This window comes from Pseudohoeflea suaedae, assembly GCF_004354915.1.
In the GTDB taxonomy this organism is placed as follows: Bacteria; Pseudomonadota; Alphaproteobacteria; order Rhizobiales; family Rhizobiaceae; genus Pseudohoeflea; species Pseudohoeflea suaedae.
Genome location: NZ_SMSI01000001.1, coordinates 61709 through 80701 on the forward strand (window position 1 = coordinate 61709; position 18993 = coordinate 80701).

Below are 18993 nucleotides of genomic sequence, written 5' to 3' on the forward strand. Positions count from 1 at the left end.
GTTTCAGGCCTTGTCTCAGGCATGCAGACGCTCCCCTTCCCGGCCCTTCTCGGCCGCTCTGCGAACCAGTCCGGCAATGATTCCAGTCCATTCCTTCTGGCCGGCCTCTTGCGCGATCAGGTCGTTGCGGATCTCGAGCATGACATTCGGGATGCCGCGCGCAATGGCATGGCGCTGCAATGTGTGGGTCACGCCGTCGGAAGCGTCATAAGGATAGTTGCGGCGCACGAGTTCAAGCCCGGCCTCGTCTGCGGCCTGCAGCATCGCATCGGCAAAGCGCGAATCCGCATCATGGAGAATGCCCAGGTGACCGTCGCGGTTCTCGCCGAAATAGACAGGCGTGAACGAATGCACCGTGACCAGGATCGTCGGCCGGCCAAGTGCGGCGCGGCGGTCGAGCACGCCCTCGAGAGCGGCGTGAAACGGCTCGTAAAGCCCCTCGGCGCGCGCCTGACGTTCGGGACCCGTCAGCCCCGTATTGCCCGGCACCACGAAGACTTCGCTCTTCTCCGGCACCGCGCCGGGCGATTCCGGCGGACGGTTGCAGTCATAGGCAAGGCGCGAATAGGCCTGCGCGACCAGCGTCCCGTCGAGCGCCTCGGAGAGGCCGCGTGCAACGGGCAGCGCGCCGATGTCCCAGGCGATGTGGCTTTCAAGGGCTTCCGCGTCGAGACCGAGATCGCCGAGGCTCGCGGGCATGGTCTTCGACGCATGCTCGCACACCAGCACGATGTCTCCGGCCGCCTCCGGTCGCTCGACCATGGCGGGCGCAATATCCTTGGGTCCCAAAAGAGGGCTGTCTGACACTATACCTGTTCCCACTCCGCACCGCTTTGGCCAAAGAAGGGCCTGCGGCATTCCTTTGTGTAATAATGATTAGGAAACGTCTCGCCTTGTCAATCCTGTAATTTCTATTACATTTCGGTGACAGGAGGCGCCCGCCATGACGATCCGCGAACAGGTCCATGCGAAACTGGGCGCCCTTCCGGGCGCCGAGAAGAAGGTCGCCCATGCATTTCTGGCGCTCTATCCGAGCGCCGGGCTGTCGACAATCGCCGAACTGGCCAAGGCCGCGGGCACCAGCGCGCCCACCGTCCTGCGCTTCGTCACGCGCCTGGGCTTCGAGTCGTATCCGGAATTCCAGCGCGCCCTGCGCGACGAGGTTCAGGCCCAGATGGCCTCCCCTTCGCCATTGGAGCGCGGTCGGTCCACCAAGTCGATCCAGCCCGATACGCCGGGGCTCACCACGAGCTTTGCAGGCGTGGCCGCGAACCTCGACGCCACCCTCAAGGCGATCCCGGAGAGCGAGTTCGATGCCGCTTGCGAACTGATGTCCGATCCGAAGTCAGCCTGCTATTTTCTCGGCGGACGTTTTACCGACTTCATCGCCGGCTACATGGCGGCCCATCTGCGCATCATCCGGCCCAATGTCCGCCGTTTCACCGGACAGACCTCGACATGGCACGATCAGCTTCTCGACATGAAGCCCGGGGACGTGGTGGTCCTGTTCGACATCCGCCGCTACCAGACCGATCTCGTTCGGCTGGGAGAGATCCTCCTCGAACGCCGTGCCAGAATAGTACTCATCACCGATCCCTGGCTCTCGCCTCTTGCCCGTTCCGCCCATGTGGTGCTGCCCTGTGTGGTGGAGGCCGGCAGGACCTGGGATTCGAGCGTACCGCTCCTGGCTCTCGCCGAAGCCTTGATCGATCGCGTTTCGCGCCGGCAGTGGAGTAACGCCCAGAACCGGATGCAGGCGCTGGAAGACATCCACTGGAACAAGACGCCGCAGCAGGACTAATCGCCTGTGCGCAAACATTATAAAACCATACTGGTAGAGTCTTGAGTCTTGCCCGGCGCGTTAAAGTTAATTATTTATAAGAAATGGATAAATTACGTGCCGTCGAAGCTTTTTCAGCCCTTGGTCAGGATACGCGACTGACCACGTTTCAATTACTCCTGCAAGCCGGCCCCGATGGCGTTCCTTCCGGGGAAATCGGCGACCAGCTTGGTATTCGCCAGAATACCATGTCCACAAATCTCGGCATCCTGCTGAATGCGGGACTGGTCACGCGGCATCGCAAGGGCCGCACCGTTCTCTACAGCGCCAACTTCAAGGGACTTGGCGAGTTGCTTCGCTTCGTCATCGAGGATTGCTGCAACGGCAGCAACACGCTCTGCCATGAGCTGCTGAGCAAGCTGGACCGTGAAACGGTGACCTCAAACAAATACGATTCATACGGCGAATACGCCATCTGACGATGCCGCCCCGATCTCAGGCGGCTTCCGTCTCGCTCATGCGCTCGTAAAGCCGCCATGTCGCGTGCCCGAGAATCGGCAACACCACGATCAGCCCGAGAAATGCCGGCACGAGCGCGACGATCGTCAATGCACCGATAAGCGCGCCGAATCCCAGCATCGAAACGGGCGATTTCACCACCGCCTGAACGCTGGCGATCATCGCCGACACGAAATCGATGTCGCGCTCCATCAGCATCGGCATGGCCACGACCGTGACAGAGAACAGCGCGGTCGCAAGCGCCGCGCCGACGATCGTTCCGACAATGAGAAAGCCCCAGCCTTCGGAGGTCGTCGTCATGATGTGCGCGAAAGCCTGGAAACTCGAGAACGACTTGAAGCCCAGGAACAGAGCCAGAAGCAGGCGCACCTGGTAGATCCAGATCCAGAAGATGAACAGGACCACAAAGGCCATCCAGCCGAGCTGCCGTTCACGCTGGCGGAAGACATGGGCGAAGACCGCCTCCCGCGTGACCGGCTCGCCGGCCGCGCGCCTGCGGCTGATTTCGTAAAGCCCCACCGCGACGAAGGGTGCGATCAGCGGAAATCCGATCGCCAGCGGAATGATCATCCAGGGCGCCCCGATACGGGTGACGATGTAGAGAATGAGAAGGCCGCCGGCCGCATAGACCCCGCCAAAGGCGAGACCGTAGAACGGGAATGCCTTGAAATCGGCCCAGCCATCTTTCAGGCTGCCGGTAATATCGGCGAACGTGACCGCACGCATCCGGGGCACTCGCGAAAGCGTCGGCGGGACCGCAACTTGCCGGTTTTCCATGCCTTCCTCCCTGTATTACGACCGCTCCCTCCAGATCGGCTCAGCAGAGTCTGCTCCCGAACGACTTGAAAAACAAGACTTTCCGCAAATTCTGCTGCAGCGCAGCAGTCTTTGCCGGCACAAAAGCGGGGTAATACGATTTACAAAAATAATATAGTATGATTTTTTCCATTCAGGGCAAACGCCCGGAAAGCTTTAGGGAGGAACTTTCATGCTTTCGAGAAAAGCAATTCTCGGCGCGAGCCTTCTCGCGTCGGTCGCACTCATGTCTTCAAGCGCCATTGCTCAGACCATCGGCTTCTCGCAGATCGGCTCGGAATCGGGCTGGCGCGCCGCCGAAACCACGTTGACGAAGAGCCAGGCCGAGGAACGCGGCATCGATCTCAAATTCGCCGATGCACAGCAGAAGCAGGAAAACCAGATCAAGGCCCTGCGCTCCTTCATCGCCCAGGGCGTGGACGCGATCCTCATCGCCCCGGTCGTCGCCACGGGCTGGGATGCGGTGCTTCAGGAAGCAAAGGAAGCCGAGATCCCCGTGGTCCTTCTCGACCGCATGGTGGATTCCTCCGATGACCTCTACCTGACGGCCGTCGGTTCGGACCTCGTCCATGAAGGCAATGTGGCCGGCCAGTGGCTGGTCGACGAACTTGGCGGCAAGGATTGCAACGTCGTCGAACTGCAGGGCACGACCGGCTCGTCGCCGGCGATCGACCGCAAGAACGGTTTCGAGCAGGCCATCAACGGCCATGACAACATCAAGCTTATCCGCAGCCAGACCGGTGACTTCACCCGCACCAAGGGCAAGGAAGTCATGGAAAGCTTCCTCAAGGCCGAGGACGGCGGCAAGAACATCTGCGCGCTCTACGCCCATAATGACGACATGGCCGTAGGCGCCATTCAGGCCATCAAGGAAGCCGGCCTCAAGCCGGGCGAGGATATCCTCGTGGTTTCCATCGACGCCGTGCCGGACATCTTCCAGGCCATGGCCGCGGGCGAAGCCAACGCGACCGTGGAACTGACCCCGAACATGGCAGGTCCCGCTTTCGACGCACTGGATGCCTACTTCAAGGACGGCACCAAGCCGGCGAAATTCATTCAGACAGAATCGAAGCTCTACACCCAGAACGACGATCCGCAGAAGGTCTACGAGGAAAAGAAGGACCTCGGCTACTGATCCTTCGGTGACGAACCGGTGGCCGGCCAGCCTGGCCGCCGGTCTTTCATGAGCGTCGCCGGCCCCGTGCGGGTGCCGGCGACGGCCGCGTAGACTTATTGCATTCGAGGTCAAGAATGTCCGAGGTGGCAAACAGCCGGCCGCTCCTCCGCGCAACTGGCGTGACCAAGATCTTCCCCGGCACGGTCGCGCTCGACCATGTCGATTTCACATTGCAGCCTGCCGAAGTCCACGCCCTTCTCGGTGAGAACGGCGCAGGCAAGTCGACCCTCATCAAGTGTCTGACGGGCGCCTACCGGCGCGACGACGGAGACATCCTGCTCAACGGGGAGCCGGTCGATCCGCGCGGCACGCTCGACGCCCAGAGCTACGGGATCGGCACCGTCTACCAGGAAGTCAATCTTCTCCCCAATCTCTCCGTCGCCGAAAACCTTTTCCTCGGCCATCAGCCGACCCGCTTCGGCATGATCTCCGGTCGCGAGATGACCCGCCGGGCTCGCGAAACGCTGTCCCAGTACGGTCTCGACATCGATCCGGCCCGCAGTCTGGGCGACTTCTCGGTCGCCGTGCAGCAGGTGATCGCCATTGCCCGCGCCGTCAATCTGTCGGGCAAGGTGCTCATTCTCGACGAACCGACCGCGAGCCTCGATTCCGGCGAAGTGAAGATGCTCTTCGACATCATCCGCTCGCTCAGGGACCGGGGTATCGGGATCATATTCATTTCCCATTTCCTCGATCAAGTCTTCGAGATTTCCGACCGTGTCACGGTCCTGCGCAATGGCCGCCTGATCGGGACGGAGGATGCCGCGAACATCGATCGCGTGCAGCTCGTCAACATGATGCTCGGGCGCGAACTGGAGCACGAGACCCGTGAAACCGGCAAGACCGATCTGGCGCCGGGCGCTCCCTGGCTCGAATTCGACGATTTCGGCAAGAAGGGGCGCATCGCCCCCTTCGATCTGAAGATCCGCCCCGGCGAGGTCGTCGGCATGGCCGGCCTTCTCGGGTCCGGCCGGACCGAGACCGCCGAGACCCTCTTCGGCGCCGTCACCCATGACAGCGGAACGGCGAGGTCGAGAGGCGAGGAGATCGAATTGCGCTCCCCGCGCGATGCGGTCGCCGCAGGCTTCGGATTTTGCCCCGAAGACCGCAAGATCGACGGCATCATCGCCGACCTCAGCGTTCGCGAGAACATCATACTCGCCCTGCAGGCCCGCATCGGCTGGGCCCGCCCCGTTCCGCGCAGGAGGCAGGCGGAGATGGCCGAGGACTTCATCCGGCGCCTCGACATCCGCACCTCCGACGCCGAAAAGCCGGTGGGGCTCCTGTCGGGCGGCAACCAGCAGAAGGTGCTTCTCGCCCGCTGGCTGGCCACCAACCCGAAATTCCTCATTCTCGACGAACCGACGCGCGGAATCGACGTCGGCGCCCATGCCGAGATCATCCATCTGATCGAGGAGCTGTGCGCGGAAGGCATGTCCCTTCTCGTCATCTCGTCCGAACTCGATGAACTCGTCGCCTATTCGCATCGTGTCATCGTCGTCCGCGACCGCCACCACGTGGCCGAACTCGTCGGCGCCGACATCACCACGGACAACATGGTCGACGCCATCGCCTCCGCCCATAACGGGAGCGCAACATGAGCGGCACCGCCCGTTTTCTCCGCAGGATCGCACCGCAGCTGATCACGCTGGCCTTCGTTCTTGCCCTCATCTCGGTCATGTTCCCGGGCTTCTTCAACATCTCGATCGCCAACGGCCGTCTCTACGGCTCGCCGATCGACATCCTGAACCGCGGCGCGCCGGTGGCGCTTCTCGCGATCGGCATGACGCTGGTGATCGCCACGCGCGGCATCGACCTCTCGGTGGGCGCCGTAATGGCGATCTGCGGCGCGGTCTCGGCCTGGGGCATTACCCAGGGTTACGATCTCGGCAGCACATTGCTCATGGCCGTCGTGGCAGGGCTCGTTTGCGGCCTCTGGAACGGCATTCTGGTGAGCTTTCTCGGTATCCAGCCGATTGTCGCCACGCTGATCTTGATGGTTGCGGGCCGCGGCATCGCCCAGTTGATCACCGAGGGCGCGATCCTCACCTTCAATGACCCGAACCTGATCTTCTTCGGCTCGGGCTCGCTTTTCACCCTGCCCATGCCCGTCGTGATCTGGATCGTCACCGGATTGCTGATCACCTGGATCGTGCGACGCACCGCGCTCGGCATGCTCATCGAATCGGTCGGCATCAATCTGCGCGCCTCCACGCTTGCCGGCATCAATTCCCGCGTCCTGCTGATTGCCGTCTATGTCACCTCCGGCTTCTGCGCCGCGCTGGCCGGCATCATCGCGGCGGCCGACATCCGGGGGGCTGACGCCAACAATGCCGGGCTCTGGCTCGAGCTCGACGCGATCCTTGCGGTCGTCATCGGCGGCACCTCGCTTCTGGGGGGACGCTTCTCGCTGATTGCCTCGCTGATCGGCGCGATGATCATCCAGGCGGTCAATACCGGCATCCTGCTGTCGGGTTTCCCGCCGGAGTTCAACCTCGTCATCAAGGCAGCCATCATCCTGATCATCCTCGTGGTCCAGTCGCCCGCCCTCCGGACCGGCATGGCCTTTTTCAGAAAGCCCCGGCAGACAGACGTCGCCAAGAAGGAGACCGTGACCCAATGAACTCGCGCTTTCTTCCGCTTCTGGCCACCGTCGCCATCTTCATTCTCGCCTATGCGGTCTGCTACGCGCAGTTTCCGGCCATGCTCTCGACCCGGGTGATCGGCAATCTCTTCACCGACAATGCCTTTCTGGGCATCATCGCCGTGGGCATGACCTTCGTGATCATTTCCGGCGGCATCGATCTCTCGGTCGGCTCGGTGATCGCCTTCTCCGGCGTGTTCATCTCGGTGATGCTGCGCGATACCGGCCTGCATCCCATTCCGGTCTTTGCCGTGCTGCTCCTCATCACCACGCTTTTCGGCGCGGCGATGGGCGCCACCATTCACTTCCTCGAAATGCCGGCCTTCATCGTCACGCTTGCCGGCATGTTTCTCGCGCGCGGGATGGCCTATGTGCTTTCGATCGATTCCGTGCCGATCACCCACGACTTCTATTCCGCGATCCAGAGCTTCTACTGGCTGATGCCCGGCAAGGGGCGCCTCACCTTCATCGGCGGGCTGATGCTGGTGGTCTTCATTGCCGGCATGCTGGTCGCCCACCGCACCCGCTTCGGCACCAATGTCTATGCGCTCGGCGGCGGAACCCACACCGCGCAGCTCATGGGCGTACCGGTGGCGCGCACCACCATCGCCATCTATGCGCTGTCGGGATTCCTGGCAGGCCTCTCCGGGATCGTCTTCTCGATCTACACCTCGGCAGGCTATTCGCTGGCGACCGTCGGCGTCGAACTCGATGCGATCGCGGCCGTGGTCATCGGCGGCACGCTGCTGACCGGCGGCAGCGGCTTCATCGCCGGCACCCTGATCGGCGTCCTGATCATGGGCCTGATCCAGATCTACATCATCTTCGACGGCACACTTTCGAGTTGGTGGACAAAGATAGTTGTAGGTATGCTGCTTTTTGCATTTATCGTATTGCAGAAGGGACTTGTCTGGTTCACCGGACGGAACAGAGCCTCAGCGGCGGGGACCAGCTGAAAAGGGGGAGGACCTTGCTCAAAACGTCGATTTCGACAGGCGCGATACGCAACAGCCACGCACTCGTGGTCGACGAGATCGGCAGGTCCATCATATCGGGCGCCTATCCGACAGGGTCCCTGGTGCCCGGCGACACGGAGCTGGCGGAGCGTTTCAATGTCTCGCGCACGGTGCTGCGCGAAGCCATGAAGACACTCGCCGCGAAGGGGCTGGTGATTGCCAAGGCCCGCATCGGCACCCGCGTGACCGAAGCAAAGAAGTGGAATTTCTTCGATTCAGACGTGCTGCGCTGGCATCTCGATTCCGGCTTCGACGCCGAGTTCATGCGCCACCTGTCCGACATGCGCCTGTCCTTCGAGCCGAGCGCTGCCCGGCTCGCCACGCTGAACGCGACCCCTCAGGACATCGCGGCCATGAAGCAATGCGTTCACAGCATGTACGTCGCCCGGACGATGGAAGAGTTCGCGCTTGCGGACCTGAGCCTTCACATGGCGATGATCGACGCCGCGCGTAACCCCTTCATGTATTCGGTCGCGAGCCTGATCGAGGCGGCCCTCGTCACCTCCTTCAGGCTGTCGTCTCCCATGGGCGACCCCAGGGGCCAGCAGCGCACCAGCCATCGCCACCAGATCATCGTGGAAGCCATCGAGGCCGGCGACGGGGACGCAGCGGCACGCGCCACCGAGGTCGTCATCATCGAGGGTCGCGACCGGCTGTTCGAAACCGATGAGGCCGGGGATCTGTCGAGCCTTTGAACCCTTCAGGCCGATACCGCCGCGAACACCAGGTCCCTGAGCTTGATCGCCAGCGGATTGAGCGTGTGGTTCTTCAGCGAAATCAGATGATAGGCGTGAAGGATGATCGGCTCGTCGAGATCGATCGTCGAGAGGTCGCTCACCTCCTGCCGGCCGGCCAGAAGATCCACCACCTCGCGTGAGGTCGGCGCAATCGCATCCGTCGAATTGAGGTAGGCGATCATCACCAGAAGCGAGGTCGTGTTGACGATTTCCCGCGGGAGCGGCACCTGCGCATTGACGAAGGCATCCTCGACGGCCTGCCGCATCGGCATCAGCGGTGCCTGCACCACCCATTCATATCCCTCGAGGTCGCGGATCGAGAGCCCCGATGCGCCTGCCATCGGATGACTGGCCCGACACATGAAGCGGATCACCTCGACACGGCCTCGACGCACGTTGAACTGCCGCGCATCGACGCCGGGCGGGATGCGTGACAGCACGAAGTCGTAGTCGCCGCGCAAAAGCCCCTCGATCAGCGCCTGGCTCGGCGCGACATCGACATGGATATCGGCGCCGACCGCCTCCTGCTTGAGCTTCTGGATCGCCGGCACCACGAAGGCGACCGCTCCGCCGGTCACGGAGCCGACCCGCACGGAGCCCGCGCGTCCGGATCGGATCTCCTCGACCTCGTGGACCGCCCTTTCGAGCTCCTGCAGCAGCGTGGCCGCATTGCGCACGAGGACCTGCCCGACAGCCGTGGGGGTCATCCCCTTCGGATGGCGATCGAAGACCCGCGTTCCCACCGCCTTCTCGATGGCTGCCAGCATCCGCGAGGCCGCCGGCTGGGTGATCGCCAGCTGCTCGGCAGCCAATGCCAGCTGCCCCGTCCGCTCGATTGCGTGGATCAACCTGAAATCCTTGAGTTGCAGACGCGCGATGAGCTTTTCCATAAGCTGCTTATCAATTTTGGTATGCCAGTTGTCAATTTAATCATTTGCCGGACATCTTGGCCATTGGCTAGGAGTCTTGCTGGATCAGGAGGTCCACAGGGGCAGGTCCGGCGCGTCGCCGGATCGCCGAAACCACCGGGAGGTATTTACCCATGAGGAAACTCGTTTCCGCCATGGCGGCGCTTGCGCTTACCGCAGGTCTCGCCACCGCACCGTCTTTCGCCCAGGACAAGGGCTCGATCGGCATCGCCATGCCGACGAAGTCTTCGGCACGCTGGATTTCGGACGGCGAGTCGATGGTCAAGCAGTTCCAGGAAGCCGGCTACGATGCCGACCTTCAATACGCTGAAGACGACATTCCGAACCAGCTCGCCCAGATCGAGAACATGATCACCAAGGGTGTCGACGTTCTCGTCATCGCGGCGATCGACGGCACGACGCTGTCCAACGCTCTGGAAAATGCTGCGGCTTCCGGCATCAAGGTCATCGCCTACGACCGCCTGATCCGCGATAGCGAAAACGTCGATTATTACGCCACCTTCGACAACTTCAAGGTCGGCGTGCAGCAGGCCACTTCGCTCGTGAACGGCCTGAAGGAGCGCTTCCCGGACGAGGAAAGCTGGAACGTCGAGCTCTTCGGCGGCTCGCCGGACGACAACAATGCCTACTTCTTCTATGACGGCGCCATGAGCGTTCTTCAGCCGATGATCGACGAAGGCAAGATCAACGTCGTCTCCGGCCAGACCGGCATGGACAAGGTCGGCACCCTTCGTTGGGACGGCGCGGTGGCGCAGGCCCGCATGGACAACCTTCTTTCGGCCAACTACACCGACAAGCAGATCCACGGCGTTCTGTCGCCGTATGACGGCCTGTCGATCGGCATCCTCTCCTCGCTCAAGGGCGTGGGCTACGGTTCCGGCGACATGAAGATGCCGATCGTGAGCGGTCAGGACGCCGAAGTGCCGTCCGTCAAGTCGATCCTGGCGGACGAACAGTATTCGACCGTCTTCAAGGACACTCGTGAGCTGGCCCGCGTGACCGTCGGCATGGTCGACGCCCTCCTCGGCGGAGGCGAGCCGGAAATCAACGACACCGAGACCTACGACAACGGTGTGAAGGTTGTTCCGTCCTACCTGCTGGAGCCGGTTTCGGTCGACAAGAGCAACTACAAGGAAATCCTGATCGACAGCGGTTACTACACCGAAGACCAGATCAAGTAGGAATTTCCTTGCCGACACTCCGTTTCGCCGGAACACCGGCGGAACGGATCCCGACCTGCGCGTAACGATCCGCTGCGGTCAGACAGAAAATCCCGAAAAGAATTCCGAGAACCACCATGGCCACACTTCTCGAAATGCGTCAGATCACCAAGGAGTTTCCGGGCGTCAAGGCGCTGGACCGGGTCGATCTCAAGGTCGAGGAAGGCGAGATCCACGCGATCTGCGGCGAGAACGGCGCCGGCAAGTCGACGCTGATGAAGGTTCTCTCCGGCGTCTACCCGGCTGGCAGCTATGACGGCGAGATCGTCTATGAGGGCGAGACGGCCCAATTCCGCGACATACGCGACAGCGAAGACCGCGGCATCATCATCATTCACCAGGAACTGGCGCTCGTCCCGCAGCTCTCGATCGCCGAGAACATCTTCCTCGGCAACGAGCGCGCCACCCGCGGCGTCATCGACTGGCGCATGACCAACCGGCGCACCGAGGAACTGCTCGAGAAGGTCGGCCTGAGCGAAGCGCCCACGACGCTCGTCGATTCCATCGGCGTCGGCAAACAGCAGCTCGTCGAGATCGCCAAGGCGCTGTCCAAGAACGTCAAGCTGCTCATCCTCGACGAGCCGACCGCCGCCCTGCAGGAAAACGACAGCCGCAAGCTTCTCGATCTGCTGCTGGAGCTCAAGGCCCAGGGCGTCACCTCGATCCTCATCTCGCACAAGCTCGGCGAAGTCCGCTACGTCGCCGACACCGTGACCGTGATCCGCGACGGCACCACCGTCTCGACACTCGACGCCAAGGGCCTGAGCGAAGACCAGATCGTTCACGACATGGTCGGCCGCGACATGACCAACCGGTTCCCCGAGCACAAGCGCACGCCGGGCGACATCCTGATGGAGGTCGACGACTGGACTGTCTGGCATCCCGAGCATGTCGACCGCCGCGTCATCAGGAACGCCGGTTTCAACGTGCGCGCCGGCGAAGTGGTGGGCATTGCCGGATTGATGGGCTCGGGTCGCACCGAACTCGCCATGTCGATCTTCGGCAAGTCCTACGGCCGCAACATTTCCGGCTCGGTCAGGCTCAAGGGCGAGGCCGTCGACGTCTCGACCGTATCCAAGGCGATCGCCGCCGGCATTTCCTACGTCACCGAGGACCGCAAGTCGCTGGGTCTCGTCCTCGACGAGACGATCCGTTTCAACACCACTCTCGCCAATCTTGAGGGTGTCTCGAGCAACGGCGTACTCAAACGCAACGAGGAAACCCGGGTAGCCGAGCGCTATCGCGAGGCGCTCGCCACGCGCACGCCCTCGGTCTTCCAGAAGGTGGTCAATCTCTCCGGCGGCAACCAGCAGAAGGTGGTTCTCGCCAAGTGGCTGTTCACCTCGCCCGAGGTGCTCATTCTCGACGAACCGACACGCGGTATCGATGTCGGCGCGAAATACGAAATCTACACCATCATCAACGACCTCGCCGCACAGGGTAAGGGCGTCGTCATGATCTCCTCGGAGATGCCGGAACTTCTCGGCATGTGCGACAGGATCTACGTCATGAACGAAGGCGCGCTTGTGGGTGAACTGACGGCTGCAGAAGCCAGCCAGGAGCGCATCATGTCGCTCATCGTCAACGACTAGGAGGATACGCTAATGGCCGTGGCTGATAGCGAACAGAACGAAGGTACGGAACACAACGGCAAGGGCATCGGCGCCTACCTCGCCTCCCACCTGCGCGAATACGGGCTGCTTCTGGCACTCATCGTGATCATGGTGTTTTTCCAGGTCGTGACCGAGGGAACGCTTCTGCGCGCGGTCAACGTCACCAACCTGCTCCTCCAGAACAGCTACATCGTCATCATGGCGCTGGGCATGCTCGTCGTTATCGTCTCGGGCAATATCGACCTCTCGGTCGGTTCGGTGATGGGGTTCATCGGCGCGCTGGCTGCCGTGATGATCGTCAATTTCGACCAGAACATCTACGTCACCATCATCGCCTGCCTGGCCGTGGGTGGACTGATCGGCGCGGCGCAGGGCTATTGGGTCGCCTATTGGCGCATCCCCTCCTTCATCGTGACGCTCGCCGGCATGCTGGTCTTCCGAGGCCTGTCGCTCTGGCTTCTCGAAGGCCAGTCGGTCGGCCCCTTCCCGCGTGAGTTCCAGATCATCGCCAACGGCTTCGTGCCCGATATCTTTCCCGCCGGTATCGGTGAGATGCTGGCCGGCATGTTCGATGCCCGCAAGGTCAACGTCCTGGCTCTCGTCGCCGGCATCGTGACCGCCGCGCTCATCGTCTGGATGGGCATGCGCCAGCGCGCCCGCAACAAGGCCTACGGCATCGAGGATGAGCCGGCATCCTTCTTTGCGGCACGCAACTTCATCGTCGCCGCTGCGCTCATCTTCATCACCTTCAAGCTGTCGACCTTCCGCGGCCTGCCCAACGTGCTCATCACCATGGCGGTGCTGACGGTGATCTACGCCTTCCTCACCTCCTCGACGGTGATCGGACGGCGCGTCTACGCGCTCGGCGGCAACCAGAAGGCGGCCAAGCTCTCCGGTATCAACACCGAAAGGCTGACGTTCCTCGCCTTCACCAATATGGGCGTTCTGGCAGCCGCCGCGGGCCTGGTCTTCGCCGCCCGCCTCAACACCGCGACCCCGAAAGCCGGTTTCGCGCTCGAACTCGACGTCATCGCTGCCGTCTTCATCGGCGGCGCCTCGATGTCCGGCGGTGTCGGAACCATCATCGGCGCGGTCGTCGGCGCGTTCCTCATGGGTGTGCTCAACAACGGCATGTCGATCATGGGTATCGGCATCGACTACCAGCAGATGATCAAGGGCCTGGTGCTGCTCGCCGCCGTGATCTTCGACGTCTACAACAAGCAGAAACAGGGATGAGATGCCGCCGCCCGGCGCTTCCGGGCGGCACGCTCAAAGGAGTTCGAACCATGACCTTCAAACCGGCCCAATGGCCCCGCCGCCTGCGCTCGCAGGAATGGTTCGGCGGAACCGGGCGCGACCAGATCTACCATCGCGGCTGGATGAAGAACCAGGGCTTCCCGCACGACCTCTTCGACGGTCGGCCGGTGATCGGCATTCTCAACACCTGGTCCGAACTGACGCCGTGCAACGCGCATCTCGACGTGCTCGCCGAGCGCGTCAAGCACGGCATCTACGAAGCCGGCGGCTTCCCGGTCGAAGTGCCGGTCTTCTCGGCGGCCGAAAGCTCTTTCCGCCCGACCGCTATGATGTTCCGCAATCTCGCCGCCATGGCGGTCGAGGAAGCCATTCGCGGCCAGCCGATGGACGGCTGCGTCCTGCTCGTGGGCTGCGACAAGACCACCCCGAGCCTGCTGATGGGCGCGGCCTCCTGCGACCTTCCCTCGATCGTCGTCACCGGCGGCCCGATGCTCAACGGGCATTTCCGCGGCCAGCGCGTTGGATCCGGCACCCATCTGTGGAAGTTCTCCGAGGCCGTGAAGGCGGGCGAGATGACCCAGGACGACTTCCTCGAGGCCGAGGCCGGCATGTCGCGTTCGCCCGGCAGCTGCAACACGATGGGCACCGCCTCCTCGATGGCGTCGATGGTCGAGTCCCTTGGCATGGCGCTGTCCGGCAATGCCGCGATCCCGGCCGTCGACAGCCGCCGCCGCGTGATGGCGCAGCTTTCCGGTCGCCGCATCGTGCAGATGGTCAAGGACGACCTCAAGCCGTCCGACGTGTTGACCAAGGCAGCCTTCGAAAACGCCATCCGCTCCAACGGCGCGATCGGCGGCTCGACCAACGCCGTCGTCCACCTGCTGGCGATTGCCGGCCGCGTCGGCGTCGATCTCACGCTCGATGACTGGGACCGTTGCGGACGCGACGTCGCCACCATCGTCAACCTGATGCCGTCGGGCGAATACCTGATGGAGGAATTCTTCTATGCCGGCGGCCTGCCCGTCGTGCTGCGTCACCTGGGCGAGAGCGGCCTTCTGAACAAGGACGCACTGACCGTCTCCGGCGGCCCGATCTGGGACGAGGTCAAGGACGCGATCAACCACAACGAGGACGTCATCCGTCCGGTCGACAAGGCGCTGACCCATCAGGGCGGCATCGCGGTGCTGAAGGGCAACCTTGCTCCCAAGGGCGCGATCCTGAAGCCGTCCGCGGCCTCCGAGCACCTGATGAAGCATCGCGGCCGCGCCGTGGTCTTCGAGGACATCGACGACTACAAGGCCAAGATCAACGACGACGCGCTCGACATCGACGAGACCTGCGTCATGGTGCTCAAGAACTGCGGCCCGAAGGGCTATCCCGGCATGGCCGAAGTCGGCAATATGGGCCTGCCGCCCAAGGTGCTCAAACGCGGCATCACCGACATGGTCCGTATTTCCGACGCCCGCATGTCCGGCACCGCTTACGGCACCGTCATCCTGCACACCTCGCCGGAAGCAGCGGTCGGCGGCCCCCTGGCGGTCGTCCGGAATGGCGACATGATCGAGCTCGACGTGGCCGCCCGCACGCTTCATCTGGACATCTCGGACGAAGAAATGGCCTCGCGCCTGGCCGAATGGAAGCCCCAGGGCGAACAGGCCGAATCCGGCTATCCGTGGCTTCACCACCAGTATGTCGAGGGCGCAGATACCGGCGCCGACCTCTCCTTCCTCAAGGGCTGCCGCGGCGCCCCGGTCGGCAAGGATTCGCATTGATGGCATGGAAGATCGCTCTGGCGGGCATCGGCAAGATCGCCCGCGACCAGCACGTTCCCTCGATCGCCGCGTCGCGTGACTTCGATCTCGCTGCCACCGTCACGCGGCACGAAGGCGTGGACGGTGTCGAGAACCATGCCGATATCGAAGCCATGCTCGCGGCGCGTCCGGATATCGAGGTCGTCTCGCTGTGCCTGCCGCCCGTCCCGCGCTTCGAATATGCCGCGGCTGCCATCAAGGCCGGCCGTCATGTCATGCTCGAAAAGCCGCCGGGCGCGACGCTCGCGGAATGCCATGCGCTGGAAGCCATGGCGCGCAACGCCGGCGTCTCGATCTATGCCACATGGCACTCGCGTGAAGCCGCAAGCGTGGAAGCGGCGCGAAACTGGCTTGCCGACAAGCGGCTCAAGAGTCTGAAGATCACCTGGCTCGAGGATGTCCGGCGCTGGCATCCGGGACAGGAGTGGATCTGGGAGCCCGGCGGCCTCGGGGTTTTCGATCCCGGTATCAACGCCCTGTCGATCCTGACCCGCATCCTGCCGACGCCGGTTCACCTGGCCGGGGCAACGCTGAAATTTCCGGAGAACCGCCAGACGCCGATCGCGGCCGATCTTGCCTTCCGCCATCCTGACGGCGCAGAGGTGAGTGCGGTCTTCGATTGGCGCAAGGAAGGCGACCAGTTCTGGAACATCGAGGCGGAAACCGACCGGGGCACGATGGAGCTTTCCGATGGCGGCGCCAACCTGTCGATCGACGGAGCGATGGTCGAGGCCTCGGATGTCGCGCTCGAAGGCGAGTACCCGAACCTTTACATGCGCATGGCCGAGATCTTGCGGACGGGCGGGATCGACATGGACCTTTCTCCGATGGTTCACGTCGCCGACGCCTTCCTGCTCGGCAAGCGCGAAATCGTCGCCCCCTTCCACGAGTGAGGCCGATGTGACCGCTTCGACCACATCACATGCGCTGGACTGGATCGCCGTGGACTGGGGTACGACCTCACTGCGCGCCTGGGCCGTTGCGGCCGATGGCTCGGTGATCGCCCAGGCCAGCTCGGACAAGGGAATGGGCAAGATCGGCAGGGCCGATTACGAACCCGCTCTTCTCGAACTCGTCGGACCATGGATCGAAGGTGCGAGCGGTTCGATCCCGGTCATCGTCTGCGGGATGGCGGGCGCACGCCAGGGCTGGAAGGAAGCCGCCTACCGCAGCGTACCTTGCCAGCCGGTCGCGGGCGAAGCGCTCACTCCGGTGGAAACCGCCGACAGGCGCCTCACCGTCGGGATCGTTCCCGGCCTGTGCCAGGCAAAGCCGGAAGATGTCATGCGCGGCGAGGAAACCCAGCTCGCGGGCCTCCTGGCCGGCAGGGCCATCGAGGACGCCTCCGTCTGTCTTCCCGGGACCCACAGCAAATGGGTCAGTATCGACGCGGGCCGGGTGGCGCGGTTCACCACCGTCATGACCGGCGAACTCTTCGCCCTGATCGGAGGTCAGTCGATCCTGCGCCATTCTGTCGGCGGAAGCGGCGACCGCGAGCCCGGACCGGGCTTCCTCGATGCTGTCGATCAGGCAATCGCCGATCCGGCGAGCCTTACATCCAGCCTCTTTTCGATCCGCGCCCGCTCGCTGCTTGCCGAGGCAAGCCCGGAGGATGGCAGCGACATACTCTCCGGCCTGCTGATCGGAACAGAAATCGCAGCCTGCCGGCCATACTGGCAGGATCGCCCGGTTCACCTGATCGGTGCCGGACCGCTGGTGGCGCGATATGCCGCCGCACTGCAGAGAGCCGGTGCCCGGACCATTGTCGAAGACGGCTCCGGCCTGACGCTCGCCGGTCTCGCCAGGGTCCGCGCCGGAATGAAGGAAATTGCCGCATGACCCGAAAACTCGTTGCCATCCTGCGCGGCATCAAACCCGAGGACGTCGAGGAGATCGGCGCAGCACTGATCGACGCCGGCATTACCCTTATCGAGGTACCGCTCAATTCGCCCGAACCCTTCGACAGTATCGGAAGGCTCGCCGCCCGTTTCGGCGACAAAGCGATGATCGGAGCCGGAACGGTCCTGACCACAGGCGATGTCGACCGCATTCTCGATGTCGGCGGCAAGCTGGTGGTCTCTCCCAATTGCGATCCGGCGGTGATCTCCCATACGCTCGAAAGGGGAATGATCTCGATGCCCGGCGTTTTCACCGCCACCGAGTGCTTCCAGGCGATCGCAGCCGGCGCACGCACGCTCAAGCTCTTCCCTGGCTCCATGGCCGGCCCGGAAGGATTGAAGGCGCTGAAAGCGGTGATGCCGTCCGATGTCGAGCTTTATGCTGTCGGCGGCGCAGCCCCCGACAATCTCACCGAATGGGTTGCCGCCGGTGCAGCCGGTTTCGGTATCGGCTCCTATCTCTTCAAGCCGGGAATGACCGCCCCTGACGTCGCCTCCCGTGCCGCCAGGATGGTGGCTGCCTATGACGAGGCAATGCGATGAGCGACGCTGGAGACGTTGAAATCTTCGGTCATGCGCAGGACGGGACGCCGGTCGGGAAAGTCACGATTGCCGCAGGTGGCGCGGAAGCCACGCTGATCAGCTGGGGCGCGAGCCTGCAGGATTTCCGCATCTCCGGCATCGATCATCCGCTGGTTCTCGGCAGCCCGGCGCTCGAACCCTATTTCGACGATATGCGCTATTACGGCGCGATTGCCGGACGGGTCGCCAACCGGATCGCCAACGGGACCGCCGAACTCGACGGGACGACATGCCGCTTCGATCGCAACGAGAATGGAACAACCACGCTCCACGGCGGATCGGACGGAAGCTCCAATCTCGTCTGGACCATCGCCGATCATGGTGCGTCCCATTGCCGGTTTACCCTGCAAATGGCGGACGGGCTTGCCGGTTTTCCCGGCAAGCTCGACGTCGCCGTCACCTATTCGCTGAGCGATGGCGGCACGCTGCGCATCGAGATCGAGGCCCGGACCGACGCGCCGACCTTCTGCAATTTCGCCCATCATTCCTACTGGAACCTCGACGGAACGGCGAATCTCGAGAACCACAGATTGATGGTTCACGCCGACCGCTATCTCGCCGTCGACGAGCGCCTGATCCCCACCGGTTCTCCGCGGCCGGTCGACGGCACGCGTTTCGATCTGCGCGAGCCGCAACCGGTGATCCAGCCCGGGACCGAGGCTGTCGATCACAATTTCTGCTGCTTCGACGCACCGTCCCGGGAACTGCGCAAACTCGCCGTCCTTTCGACGCCCGATCTGTCGCTGCATGTCGCGTCCACCGAGCCGGGCTTTCAGGTCTATGACGGCGCGCGCATGAATACCGCGCCGGTTCCCGGCCTCACCGGCGAACCCTACGGCCCCTATGCCGGCATTGCACTCGAACCCCAACGCTGGCCCGATGCGCCCAATCGCCCCGATTACCCGACCGTGGTCCTGAGACCCGGCGAGACCTATCGGCAGGTGTCGGAATTCCGCATTGCCAGAAACGCACAAGGCTCCTGAAAGGAACTTCG

At 63.1% G+C, this 18993-nt stretch carries 18 protein-coding genes; 15 read left to right on the forward strand and 3 right to left on the reverse strand.

Annotation, left to right across the window (positions count from 1 at the left end; translation table 11 throughout):
• Nucleotides 1-15: 15 nt before the first annotated feature.
• Nucleotides 16-762, reverse strand: a complete 747-nt coding sequence (locus E2A64_RS00280) for an N-formylglutamate amidohydrolase (protein ID WP_133282460.1) — start codon at nucleotides 760-762, stop codon at nucleotides 16-18.
• Nucleotides 763-943: 181 nt separating this feature from the next.
• Here E2A64_RS00280 and E2A64_RS00285 point away from each other — a divergent pair, with 181 nt between their 5' ends.
• Nucleotides 944-1801, forward strand: a complete 858-nt coding sequence (locus E2A64_RS00285; RefSeq protein ID WP_133282461.1) for a MurR/RpiR family transcriptional regulator — start codon at nucleotides 944-946, stop codon at nucleotides 1799-1801.
• Between the two features lie 83 nt (nucleotides 1802-1884).
• Nucleotides 1885-2259, forward strand: coding sequence for an ArsR/SmtB family transcription factor (locus E2A64_RS00290; RefSeq protein ID WP_133282462.1), 375 nt, complete (start codon nucleotides 1885-1887; stop codon nucleotides 2257-2259).
• A 16-nt stretch (nucleotides 2260-2275) separates the two neighbouring features.
• On the opposite strand, the gene E2A64_RS00295 is transcribed toward E2A64_RS00290, so the two are convergent.
• Nucleotides 2276-3076: a DUF2189 domain-containing protein gene (locus E2A64_RS00295; protein ID WP_133282463.1), complete on the reverse strand. Its 801-nt coding sequence runs from the start codon at nucleotides 3074-3076 to the stop codon at nucleotides 2276-2278.
• Nucleotides 3077-3287: 211 nt separating this feature from the next.
• Between E2A64_RS00295 and ytfQ the strand changes: the two genes are divergently transcribed.
• The 5 genes from ytfQ (at nucleotide 3288) to E2A64_RS00320 (ending at nucleotide 8647) form a co-directional block, all read left to right on the forward strand.
• Nucleotides 3288-4250 carry a galactofuranose ABC transporter, galactofuranose-binding protein YtfQ gene (gene ytfQ, locus E2A64_RS00300; protein WP_133282464.1) on the forward strand — a complete coding sequence of 321 codons (963 nt, stop codon included), beginning with the start codon at nucleotides 3288-3290 and terminating at the stop codon, nucleotides 4248-4250.
• A gap of 116 nt (nucleotides 4251-4366) precedes the next feature.
• Nucleotides 4367-5893 (forward strand): galactofuranose ABC transporter, ATP-binding protein YtfR, encoded by a 1527-nt coding sequence (gene ytfR / locus E2A64_RS00305; RefSeq protein WP_133282465.1) that lies wholly within the window; start codon nucleotides 4367-4369, stop codon nucleotides 5891-5893.
• Nucleotides 5890-6915: an ABC transporter permease gene (locus E2A64_RS00310; protein WP_133282466.1), complete on the forward strand. Its 1026-nt coding sequence runs from the start codon at nucleotides 5890-5892 to the stop codon at nucleotides 6913-6915. Before ytfR ends, E2A64_RS00310 begins: the two co-directional genes overlap by 4 nt.
• Nucleotides 6912-7892 (forward strand): galactofuranose ABC transporter, permease protein YjfF, encoded by a 981-nt coding sequence (yjfF, locus tag E2A64_RS00315; RefSeq protein ID WP_133282467.1) that lies wholly within the window; start codon nucleotides 6912-6914, stop codon nucleotides 7890-7892. Before E2A64_RS00310 ends, yjfF begins: the two co-directional genes overlap by 4 nt.
• A 14-nt stretch (nucleotides 7893-7906) precedes the next feature.
• The gene (locus tag E2A64_RS00320) at nucleotides 7907-8647 is read left to right on the forward strand and encodes a FadR/GntR family transcriptional regulator (protein WP_244598097.1); all 741 of its coding nucleotides are present in this window, start codon (nucleotides 7907-7909) and stop codon (nucleotides 8645-8647) included.
• A gap of 5 nt (nucleotides 8648-8652) precedes the next feature.
• On the opposite strand, the gene E2A64_RS00325 is transcribed toward E2A64_RS00320, so the two are convergent.
• Nucleotides 8653-9579: a LysR family transcriptional regulator gene (locus E2A64_RS00325; protein WP_133282468.1), complete on the reverse strand. Its 927-nt coding sequence runs from the start codon at nucleotides 9577-9579 to the stop codon at nucleotides 8653-8655.
• Nucleotides 9580-9731: 152 nt separating this feature from the next.
• Here E2A64_RS00325 and chvE point away from each other — a divergent pair, with 152 nt between their 5' ends.
• From chvE to E2A64_RS00365, 8 genes are all read left to right on the forward strand, one after another.
• Nucleotides 9732-10799, forward strand: a complete 1068-nt coding sequence (chvE, locus tag E2A64_RS00330) for a multiple monosaccharide ABC transporter substrate-binding protein (protein ID WP_133282469.1) — start codon at nucleotides 9732-9734, stop codon at nucleotides 10797-10799.
• Between the two features lie 116 nt (nucleotides 10800-10915).
• Nucleotides 10916-12430: a multiple monosaccharide ABC transporter ATP-binding protein gene (gene mmsA / locus E2A64_RS00335; protein ID WP_133282470.1), complete on the forward strand. Its 1515-nt coding sequence runs from the start codon at nucleotides 10916-10918 to the stop codon at nucleotides 12428-12430.
• Between the two features lie 12 nt (nucleotides 12431-12442).
• Nucleotides 12443-13687, forward strand: a complete 1245-nt coding sequence (mmsB, locus tag E2A64_RS00340) for a multiple monosaccharide ABC transporter permease (protein WP_133282471.1) — start codon at nucleotides 12443-12445, stop codon at nucleotides 13685-13687.
• A 50-nt stretch (nucleotides 13688-13737) separates the two neighbouring features.
• On the forward strand, nucleotides 13738-15480 hold the full coding sequence (gene araD, locus E2A64_RS00345) for an L-arabinonate dehydratase (RefSeq protein WP_133282472.1): 1743 nt from the start codon (nucleotides 13738-13740) through the stop codon (nucleotides 15478-15480).
• Complete coding sequence (locus E2A64_RS00350) at nucleotides 15480-16412, forward strand: Gfo/Idh/MocA family protein (protein ID WP_133282473.1); 933 nt, start codon at nucleotides 15480-15482, stop codon at nucleotides 16410-16412. Before araD ends, E2A64_RS00350 begins: the two co-directional genes overlap by 1 nt.
• Nucleotides 16413-16419: 7 nt before the next feature.
• On the forward strand, nucleotides 16420-17358 hold the full coding sequence (locus tag E2A64_RS00355) for a 2-dehydro-3-deoxygalactonokinase (RefSeq protein WP_133282474.1): 939 nt from the start codon (nucleotides 16420-16422) through the stop codon (nucleotides 17356-17358).
• Complete coding sequence (locus E2A64_RS00360; protein WP_133282475.1) at nucleotides 17355-17960, forward strand: 2-dehydro-3-deoxy-6-phosphogalactonate aldolase; 606 nt, start codon at nucleotides 17355-17357, stop codon at nucleotides 17958-17960. Before E2A64_RS00355 ends, E2A64_RS00360 begins: the two co-directional genes overlap by 4 nt.
• Nucleotides 17957-18982 (forward strand): aldose epimerase family protein, encoded by a 1026-nt coding sequence (locus tag E2A64_RS00365; RefSeq protein WP_133282476.1) that lies wholly within the window; start codon nucleotides 17957-17959, stop codon nucleotides 18980-18982. The genes E2A64_RS00360 and E2A64_RS00365 overlap by 4 nt, the downstream gene beginning before the upstream one ends.
• The last annotated feature ends 11 nt before the right edge of the window (nucleotides 18983-18993 follow it).

Excerpts from the sequence above, each read along its gene's own strand:
- yjfF (WP_133282467.1), top strand. The coding sequence starts at position 6,912 with ATGAACTCGCGCTTTCTTCCGCTTCTGGCCACCGTCGCCATCTTCATT.
- E2A64_RS00325 (WP_133282468.1), bottom strand. The coding sequence starts at position 9,579 with ATGGAAAAGCTCATCGCGCGTCTGCAACTCAAGGATTTCAGGTTGATC.
- E2A64_RS00290 (WP_133282462.1), top strand. The coding sequence starts at position 1,885 with ATGGATAAATTACGTGCCGTCGAAGCTTTTTCAGCCCTTGGTCAGGAT.
- mmsA (WP_133282470.1), top strand. The coding sequence starts at position 10,916 with ATGGCCACACTTCTCGAAATGCGTCAGATCACCAAGGAGTTTCCGGGC.
- mmsB (WP_133282471.1), top strand. The coding sequence starts at position 12,443 with ATGGCCGTGGCTGATAGCGAACAGAACGAAGGTACGGAACACAACGGC.
- E2A64_RS00310 (WP_133282466.1), top strand. The coding sequence starts at position 5,890 with ATGAGCGGCACCGCCCGTTTTCTCCGCAGGATCGCACCGCAGCTGATC.
- ytfR (WP_133282465.1), top strand. The coding sequence starts at position 4,367 with ATGTCCGAGGTGGCAAACAGCCGGCCGCTCCTCCGCGCAACTGGCGTG.
- E2A64_RS00365 (WP_133282476.1), top strand. The coding sequence starts at position 17,957 with ATGAGCGACGCTGGAGACGTTGAAATCTTCGGTCATGCGCAGGACGGG.
- E2A64_RS00350 (WP_133282473.1), top strand. The coding sequence starts at position 15,480 with ATGGCATGGAAGATCGCTCTGGCGGGCATCGGCAAGATCGCCCGCGAC.
- chvE (WP_133282469.1), top strand. The coding sequence starts at position 9,732 with ATGAGGAAACTCGTTTCCGCCATGGCGGCGCTTGCGCTTACCGCAGGT.
- E2A64_RS00360 (WP_133282475.1), top strand. The coding sequence starts at position 17,355 with ATGACCCGAAAACTCGTTGCCATCCTGCGCGGCATCAAACCCGAGGAC.
- E2A64_RS00280 (WP_133282460.1), bottom strand. The coding sequence starts at position 762 with ATGGTCGAGCGACCGGAGGCGGCCGGAGACATCGTGCTGGTGTGCGAG.
- ytfQ (WP_133282464.1), top strand. The coding sequence starts at position 3,288 with ATGCTTTCGAGAAAAGCAATTCTCGGCGCGAGCCTTCTCGCGTCGGTC.
- araD (WP_133282472.1), top strand. The coding sequence starts at position 13,738 with ATGACCTTCAAACCGGCCCAATGGCCCCGCCGCCTGCGCTCGCAGGAA.
- E2A64_RS00285 (WP_133282461.1), top strand. The coding sequence starts at position 944 with ATGACGATCCGCGAACAGGTCCATGCGAAACTGGGCGCCCTTCCGGGC.
- E2A64_RS00295 (WP_133282463.1), bottom strand. The coding sequence starts at position 3,076 with ATGGAAAACCGGCAAGTTGCGGTCCCGCCGACGCTTTCGCGAGTGCCC.